The sequence below is a fragment of the Acinetobacter sp. MD2 genome (genome assembly GCF_035615575.1).
GTDB lineage: Bacteria > Pseudomonadota > Gammaproteobacteria > Pseudomonadales > Moraxellaceae > Acinetobacter.
The window spans coordinates 23,410-32,067 of the sequence record NZ_VTDK01000012.1 but is presented as its reverse complement, the minus strand read 5'-3'; the positions used below and the strand labels follow the sequence as shown (position 1 = coordinate 32,067).

At 40.5% G+C, this 8,658-nt stretch carries 7 protein-coding genes; all 7 read left to right on the top strand.

Annotated elements, in window-relative coordinates; translation table 11 throughout:
- Positions 1-401 precede the first annotated feature (401 nt).
- The 7 genes from FXN70_RS11770 to polA all read left to right on the top strand — a co-directional run bounded on the left by FXN70_RS11770 (position 402) and on the right by polA (position 8,657).
- Positions 402-1,280 carry a VacJ family lipoprotein gene (locus FXN70_RS11770; protein WP_324647656.1) on the top strand — a complete coding sequence of 293 codons (879 nt, stop codon included), beginning with the start codon at positions 402-404 and terminating at the stop codon, positions 1,278-1,280.
- 78 nt (positions 1,281-1,358) lie between these two features.
- Positions 1,359-2,327 carry an RsbU family protein phosphatase GigA gene (gene gigA, locus FXN70_RS11765; RefSeq protein WP_324647655.1) on the top strand — a complete coding sequence of 323 codons (969 nt, stop codon included), beginning with the start codon at positions 1,359-1,361 and terminating at the stop codon, positions 2,325-2,327.
- A 112-nt stretch (positions 2,328-2,439) separates the two neighbouring features.
- A complete protein-coding gene (gigB, locus tag FXN70_RS11760; RefSeq protein ID WP_324647654.1) occupies positions 2,440-2,964 on the top strand; it encodes an anti-anti-sigma factor GigB in 525 nt (174 codons plus the stop codon).
- 23 nt (positions 2,965-2,987) lie between these two features.
- Positions 2,988-3,812 carry a carbon-nitrogen hydrolase family protein gene (locus tag FXN70_RS11755; RefSeq protein WP_324647653.1) on the top strand — a complete coding sequence of 275 codons (825 nt, stop codon included), beginning with the start codon at positions 2,988-2,990 and terminating at the stop codon, positions 3,810-3,812.
- Between the two features lie 167 nt (positions 3,813-3,979).
- Positions 3,980-4,801, top strand: a complete 822-nt coding sequence (locus FXN70_RS11750; RefSeq protein WP_324647652.1) for a hypothetical protein — start codon at positions 3,980-3,982, stop codon at positions 4,799-4,801.
- 8 nt (positions 4,802-4,809) lie between these two features.
- Positions 4,810-5,682, top strand: coding sequence for a mechanosensitive ion channel family protein (locus tag FXN70_RS11745; RefSeq protein ID WP_324647651.1), 873 nt, complete (start codon positions 4,810-4,812; stop codon positions 5,680-5,682).
- 212 nt (positions 5,683-5,894) lie between these two features.
- Complete coding sequence (gene polA / locus FXN70_RS11740; protein ID WP_324647650.1) at positions 5,895-8,657, top strand: DNA polymerase I; 2,763 nt, start codon at positions 5,895-5,897, stop codon at positions 8,655-8,657.
- Position 8,658 lies beyond the last annotated feature (1 nt).

The window sequence follows — 8,658 nt, the reverse complement described above, 5'->3', positions numbered from 1 at the left end:
TAATGATTCGTCATCATCAAGCTAGGTCGGCCATATTACTCTCTTTAAAAAGAAAGTCAACTAGTAATTCGAAATATTTTTAACTTATTTAATAATCATTCAATTCAGCACTTCGTGCTAACTGCCTGTTTATCAACAAGTTTTATTTCTCATCACCGCCGATGGATGTGCATTCTACAGCATTTCTAAACCAATACAAGCTTTTTTTAAATTATTTTTTATCAACCGTATAAACTTTAAACTTAAAATACCTAAACAACTGTTTTTTATCAATTATTATTTTTAGACTTTTGCGCCAATTTAAAGTCGCTATAGATGAGAATTTGAATAAATCTACTTTTTATATTTTTCATGTTATAAAATATACACAATAAAATATCTATATATTAATGGAAGCATTCATGCATCAACTTGCCATTTTCGGATCATCATTATGTCTGCTTGGTCTAAGCTGCGCTGCTTGGGCAGATGATTCTGTATCCACATCGGTACAAACAACAGATACGGCAACAACAAGTACCATCACAACCACAACAACATCTACACACACATCTCCTTTTTTACGATTAAAAGAGATTTCACATAAAACCATCACCGAATTAAAAGTCGATGCAAACGCAACACAGCCAGATAATGTCAAAGATCCGTTTCAATCATTCAATCGTCAGGTTTATGTATTTAATGATGCTTTAGATCAACATGTGCTCCGCCCTATCGCAGTGCAATATCAAGAAAAAGTACCCGAAGAAGTTCGTGGAAGTTATCGCCAATTTAGAAATAATTTAGGAGAGCCGTGGAACGCGGTAAACCAAACCATTCAATTGAAACCTAAAAGAGCACTACAAACTTTAGGTCGTTTCACGATTAACACATTGACTACGTTTGGCCTAGCCGACCCTGCTCGACGTTTAGGTTTAGATCAACAATCTGAAAGTCTAGGCGTAACATTAGGTTATTATGGTGTTCCTTCTGGCCCTTATTTAATGCTACCCATACTCGGGCCTAGCACTATTCGAGATGGCTTAGGTTTTGTAGCAGACTTCCAAGCACAGCCACAACGCTTTATCTTTAAGCACAGTAAAGGCGCTTACTGGGGTGATGTTGCATTAGCTGGCATTGATTTACGCAGTGGTTTGTTAGATATTGATGGCTCACTCCAAGGGGATCGTTATGCTGCGATCCGGGATGCATATTTGCAACGTAAAAAATTTCAGATTTCTGAACGAAAAGGCAGTGCTGATCAAGTTTCATTTGTCGATGATGAAAGTATGAGTCAATAAAGACTCTTTCATCTCAACGCATTGTGATGAATAATGGTGATGCTGTTTTGATATTAGGCAAGGATTGTTCGCTTATTTATGTATTTCATTCAACCTACTCGTACCATTCCACATCTAGCACAAGTTCTAGATGTTTTACCGAGTCTACAAATGATTCATATCGAGGACATCAACCTATACGATCAGAACATTATCGCCATTGCAGATGTTCAAGACTATTTAAACCATAAATGGACTTTACCCACCATTGTATTGGCCTTTGAAAATGAAGGTAGTGCATTGGCTGAAGCTTGGCAACAAGGGGCTTTAGCAGGTTGGATTTGGTATAATCTGCCCAAAAACCCAATTGTGGCATTAAGTAAAATTGACGCACAGTACAAACGTAATCAAGATAGTCGTGATTTACCTTCTGCTGCACTTCTCCAAAAAAAGCTGCTTCCCGATCCAATCGATATTGCCAACTATAAAATTGATGCGTTTTTTAAACCTTCCGCCTATTTATCAGGCGATTGGTATGACTATTGGAAAATCAGCGATAAAGAAATTATGTTTTATCTAGCTGATGTCTCTGGACATGGTGTAACCAGTAGTTTATTGACCTCATGGATGGCGGCGTTTCATGGTCGCTCTAAAACCCCGCGCGAGCTGATTAAAAAGCTTAATGGCATGTTGCTACAAGAGAATATTGAAAAACACATTACCATGATTACGGGAATTTTAAACTTTGAAACCCATCATTTGCGTTGGTCAAGTGCAGGACATTACCCACCCGCTATTTTATTTGATGAACACCAATCACCACAAATCTTAAACACCAGTAGCTTTCCTTTAGGCTTAACCGAAGACTTAGAAGTTGAAGAATTTGAATGTATTTTAAACCGAAATTCGCGTTTTATTGTCTGCTCTGATGGTGCTTTAGAGTCATTCGATGGCACTTTAAACCAACAATTTCAACAACTTGTGGAAAAATTACAGCATCACAACTTTAAAGCACCTGCACATGTTGCAGATGACATTGCCATTTTAAGTTTGTGCCGAATGAAATAATTTTAAAATCAGTATGATAGCTTTTATTTGTGATTTTTTAGTCAACCTCCCCCTTGAGTCTAATTTGCCCCTATGGGATAATTTCTAATCCTCCTCGAAAAATGGCATATATATGTCAACAGGTCATGTTGAATATACAAGTTTAGATGGTACGTATTTCTTCAAAATTGTAGGAGAAGTACGCGCGCAATCTTGTATCAGTCTAGACAAACTTTTGAGTAAGATTGAACAACAAACAGGTGTTATCGGTGCAGTCGTCGATCTAACCCAAACCACATTTATTGATAGCACTATTTTGGGTATTCTAGCCAAGCTCGGCATTAAGCTAAAGCAAGCACATAATATTCAAGCTGTCATGCTTTCAACCAATCCTGATATTACCACTTTGGCCAATAGCATGGGACTTGGACAGGTTTTTATTGTTTTAAATTGTGGTGATTCAGTTGCTTGTCCACACACACTTATTGATGAAAATACCAATCAACACACCATGCTTAAAACGGTTTTAGATGCACATAAGACATTGATGAAGCTAAATGAAAGTAATCAAAATGTTTTTGAACCACTAGTTAAACAACTTGAAAAACAACAAGAATATTTAGAAGAGACACAACTAGCAGTATCTCAGCACGGATAACACCATTTTAAAGGATTTTGTCGATGACTTTACTTTCTGTTGTGCAAATGAATTCTCAAAATGACATTGAAACCAATTTCATTGATGTAGAACGCATGATGCAACAGAGTAAAGCAAATGGTGCATCACTGATTGTATTTCCTGAAAACTTTTTATGTTTTGCAGCAGGTAAACAACGTGATACAGCTGAGCAATTTGAAAGCCTGCAACAACGCCTTGAAGCATTGGCACACCGCTATAATATGTGGATGATTGCAGGGACAATTCCTTGCCCATTTCGTCCAAATGGCATGCCAGTCCCTGATGGTCGTGTACGCACCACCAGCTTATGCATTAGCCCTGAAGGTACCGAAGCACGTTACGACAAAATTCATTTGTTTGATGTACAGGTCAGCGACGGCGTTGGCGGTTACCAAGAATCGAAAAACTTTGAGCCAGGCGATAACCCCATTGTGGTGCAAACGCCCTTTGGACAACTTGGTTTAATGATTTGTTACGACTTACGTTTTCCTGAACTTGCACTGACTTTGCGTCAACGCGGTGCCAATATTTTGACTGCCCCCGCTGCATTTACCTACACCACAGGTCAAAAACACTGGGAATTACTCCTACAGGCTCGGGCTATAGACACACAGTGCCATGTGCTTGGCGCTGCACAGCAAGGCTGGCACGGCGAAAAACGTCAAACTTGGGGACATGCGGCTGCCACAAATAGCGAAGGTCACGTTCTAGCACGTATTGAAGCAGAAGGTTTACAACATCTTACGGTTGATTTTGACTTGGTACAGCAACAGCACATGCGTGCCGCAATGCCACTCATGCAACATCGCCGCTTATTACAATATTAATTTTCTATCGCTCTGATCTATTTTTCAACTTGTGTATGTATTCTGTTGCACTGAGCCATTTTGATTTTTTTTGACTTAAACCAATTTTAATATTCCCGTATACTCGCGCAAATCAACTTTGTAATATTTTCATTTCTATGCTTTTTTGACTAGAAGGATAAAACATTGTGGCAATAGATGATTCTATTCCTGAAAGTGAATTTCCCAATATAAAATGGTGGGGCGAATTTCATTTTGAACCGCTCCAAACCCGCACATGGCGATTTGGATCATTATTCTTTCGGTTAACGCGCGGTTTACAAGAATGGAGAATGGAATATCACCGCCCACAGATACAGTTTGATTATGAACAAACGTGGGAGGAGATTTTAGAGCCTGACTTTGCACTTCCACACCCCATTCACGTGGAACGTTATATGTTCAGAAAAATGGGCAACACCTTTCATTTAATGCCACGCTTAGCCAATCGTTCTGTGGTCATTCGTCCTGTCGATCCAATGTATATTCCTGCTGGACAACGTGGACTCTTATATATCAGCACACCACTTTGGATTTCAGGTTTTGCTGAAGGATTAAAAGACCCACTATTTGATTTACCTGTTATTCGCCCTAAAGACACATGGTTCGGCCCAGATAAACGTACAGGTGAACTGTGCTATGCCACCGCAGTTGATGGACGTACTGAACTTGAGCAGTTAAAGCCGCGGGCATTTCGAGCAGTAACCCCTATTATTTTTCATAATAGCAGCCATGAGTTGTTACGCTTTGACCGTATGAATGTACCTGTGCCAGCCCTACCATTATTTTATAGTGACAGTACCCATCGGTTATGGACATCACATATTAAAGTCATGCATGAATCCTCTGATCGGCCACCACGAATTCGAATTGAAAATCGCACGCCGCCCCGTGCAGGTGAAGTTACATATATGCATGCGCCGCGCTACCCTGAAAGCGCACTGTTCCACATGTTTGATTCTTTCTTCTAGGAAAAGTTATGGATAAAGCCCAAATTCCACAAGATATTATTTCTAGCCTCAAGGGTATTTTTACCAGTTTTAACCTAGAAAGAATCAGTGAAATTGTTGTTGCTGCATTTATTTGCTTTACAGGTTTTGTGATTGGCCGTTTGGTTTCCAACACCTTTATTCGAACCTTTGGCGTTCGCTTTAACGCCCATCAGCGCATGGTATGGCGACGTGGTATTTTTTATACCATTTTCATCTTTTTTATTATTGCCGGACTCAAAGAAGCAGGCTTTAAAGTCAGTGTATTTTTGGGTGCTGCGGGTATTTTAACGGTTGCTTTGGGTTTCGCATCACAAACGTCTGCCACCAACTTAATTAGTGGTTTGTTTTTAATTGGTGAAGGCTCTTTTGAAGTCGGTGACACCATTCAACTGACCATGATTCGAGGGCAAATTATTGAAGGCGAAGTGACTTCAATTGACCTGCTTTCGGTTAAATTACTCACCTTAGATAATCTTTATGTGCGCTTACCCAATGAATTACTGATTAAAACGCCTGTGATGAATTTATCCAAATATCCTATTCGGCGTATCCCCATTGTCTTGGCAATTAGTTTTCACGAAAATTTAGCAAAAGTCCGTGAAGTGTTGCTCGATACTGCAAATACTCATCCTTTAGTCCTCGAAACACCAAAACCTGAAATGTCGGTCACAGCTTTTGGGGAATCCTCCATTGAACTGTTATTTTCGGTTTGGTGCGAGCAAGAAAATCATGGACAAGTCAAAGATTCTTTACAAGAACGCATTCGTAATGCCTTAGTTCAAAACAATATTGAAATTCCTGTGCCTAAAATCGGCTTTGTGGATGCACCTGTGCCATCTTTACGGAATACGCCACAGTAAAACTGCACGAGCATACACAACAAATAAAGGTCGAATATATCGACCTTTATTTATTTTAACGACAAAATTTCCATTCATTTTTGAATATCTTGACCCACAACTTAAAACTTAAAACTTAAAAAAGTAACACGCAACCTTCTTAAAATTTCATCAACTGCATTCTGCTGCGTTTTCACGTAAAATAAACTGCATATTGTTTTAGGAATTTGAGAATGCCACCTTTTGTTTTGGTCGATGGGTCTTATTTTTTATTTCGTGCCTATCACGCGGTGCCGCCATTAATTACATCAACAGGCTTACACACCAATGCGATTCGTGGTGCAATCTCTGCTATTCAAAAATTGATGCGTCGAATGAATCCGACACATATGGCGGTGATTTTTGACACACCAGAACCCACTTTTCGGCATGTGCTTTCACCAATTTATAAGGGTGATCGCCCAAGCATGCCAGAAGAACTAGCACAACAAATTCCTTATTTGCATGCTTTAATTCGTGCTTTAGGCATTCCGCTATATATGCTCCCTGGTGCAGAAGCCGATGATATTATTGGTACGCTTACCCATCGTGCAGTTGCTGAAGGCTATGATGTGCTTATTTCAACAGGCGACAAAGATATGGCACAGTTGGTCACAGAAAAAGTGACCTTAGAGGACAGCTTTAAGGAACGTCAGCTGAATGTTGAAGGTGTAATTGAAAAATTTGGCGTCCGTCCCGACCAAATTATTGACTACTTAACCCTGATGGGCGATGCCTCGGATGGAATTATGGGCGTTCCGGGCGTGGGCGCAAAAACCGCAGCCAAATTACTCAATGAATATGGCAGCATTGGCGGTATTTTAGAAAATGTCGACAGTATTAAAGGACGTGTTGGGCAAAACTTAAAAGACAATGTTGAAGGCATTACGCTTGATCATCAATTGGCAAGTATTGTTTGCGACCTTCCTTTAACTTTAGATTGGCATGATTTAAAACTGGGCAATCCAAATGTCGAAAGTTTACGTTCGCTGTATACCGAACTTGAATTTCGTAATCAGTTACAGTCTTTAGATCACCCCAACAACCCAGATAATCAACGCTATACACAAAACCAACCACGTGCTGCCGCACCTACGGCTGAGGCAACAAGCCAAAGTACAAACCATGCCCAAGCAAGCAGTCAGGACGATAAAATCGGTGCGGCAACCTATCATACCGTATTAAGCGATGCGGATTGGACTGCCCTATTACAACGAATGCAGCAGGCTACACGCTTTGCCATTGACACAGAAACCACCAGTTTAGATTATCGTCATGCACAAATGGTCGGTTTTTCAATTGCCTTTGATGCAAAGGATGCCTATTACGTCCCTTTAGCACACGATTATGAACATGCTCCGCAACAGCAGAATCGTGAGCAGGTCTTAGCGCAAATCAAACCTATTTTAGAAAATGACCAAGTTAAAAAAATTGGCCATCATCTAAAATACGATGCACATATTTTTAAAAATCATGGCATTGATTTAAAAGGTTGGTATTTTGATACCATGTTGGCCTCGTACATCTTCAATGCCACTGCAACTCGTCACGGCATGGACGATGTCGCACGTTTATATTTAAGCCATTTGACCACCACATTTGAGCAAATTGCAGGCAAAGGCGCGAAGCAAAAAACCTTTAACCAAATTGAAATTGAAATTGCTGCCCCCTACGCTGCCGAAGATGCACATGTGACGTATCGTTTATTTGAAGTTTTGTCTGCCAAACTTGCAGCAATGCCAGAATTAACCCAAATACTGCACAACATTGAAATGCCTGTAGCAGAAGTCCTTACACACATGGAAGAAAATGGCATTTTACTGAACCCTGATTTTTTGTCGCAGCTGAGTACTGAGTTTTCCAAAACCATGCAGGGCTTAGAAGACCAAGCCACTACCTTGGCAGGGCAAAGCTTTAATATTGCTTCGCCAAAACAAGTCGGCGAAATTTTATTTGATAAACTGGCTATTAAAGGCGGCAAAAAAACCGCAACAGGACAATATAGCACCAGCGAAAGTGTTTTAGAGAAAATTGAGCATCCAATTGCCCAAATTATTTTAGAACATCGCAGTCTCGCCAAGCTTAAAAGCACCTATACCGACCGTTTAATTGAACAAGCAAGTGAAGATACCTTACGCGTACATACCAGTTATCATCAAGCAGTGACGGCTACGGGACGCTTATCATCATCCGACCCAAACTTACAAAATATTCCAATTCGGGGTGAAATTGGTCGCCAAATTCGTCAGGCGTTTATTGCTCCCCAAGGGCGCGTTTTACTGGCAGCCGATTATTCACAAATTGAACTACGTTTAATGGCGCATTTTTCCCAAGATGAAGCTTTAGTACATGCATTTAAACATGGGCAAGATGTGCATCAGCGTACCGCAGCAGAAGTATTAGGCATTGCGCTTGAAGATGTTACCAGTGACCAACGCCGCCAAGCCAAAGCTGTAAACTTCGGCTTACTGTATGGGATGTCTGAATTTGGTCTCATTCGCCAGCTGGGTTTTAGCCGTGAAGAGTCGCGCAGTTATATCGCACGTTACTTCCAACGCTACCCAGGTGTATTGGAATACATGAACCGCACTCGTCAAATAGCATCAGAGCAAGGCTTTGTCGAAACCATTTTAGGGCGGCGTTTATATACCCCAGATATTTCGGCAAGTAATAAAATGATTAAGCAGGCTGCCGAACGTGCTGCGATTAATGCACCTCTGCAAGGAAGTGCCGCCGATATTATTAAATTGGCGATGATTGAAGTTCAAAAAATGCTGCCGCAACAACATGCCAAATTATTATTGCAAGTCCACGATGAATTGGTCTTTGAGGTCGATGAAGCAATGGCAGATGAATTGGCGGCTAAAATTGCAGATACCATGCAATCGGTACTGCAACTTTCTGTACCGTTAATTGTTGATGTTGGACAAGGCAAAAACTGGGATGAAGCCCACTAAC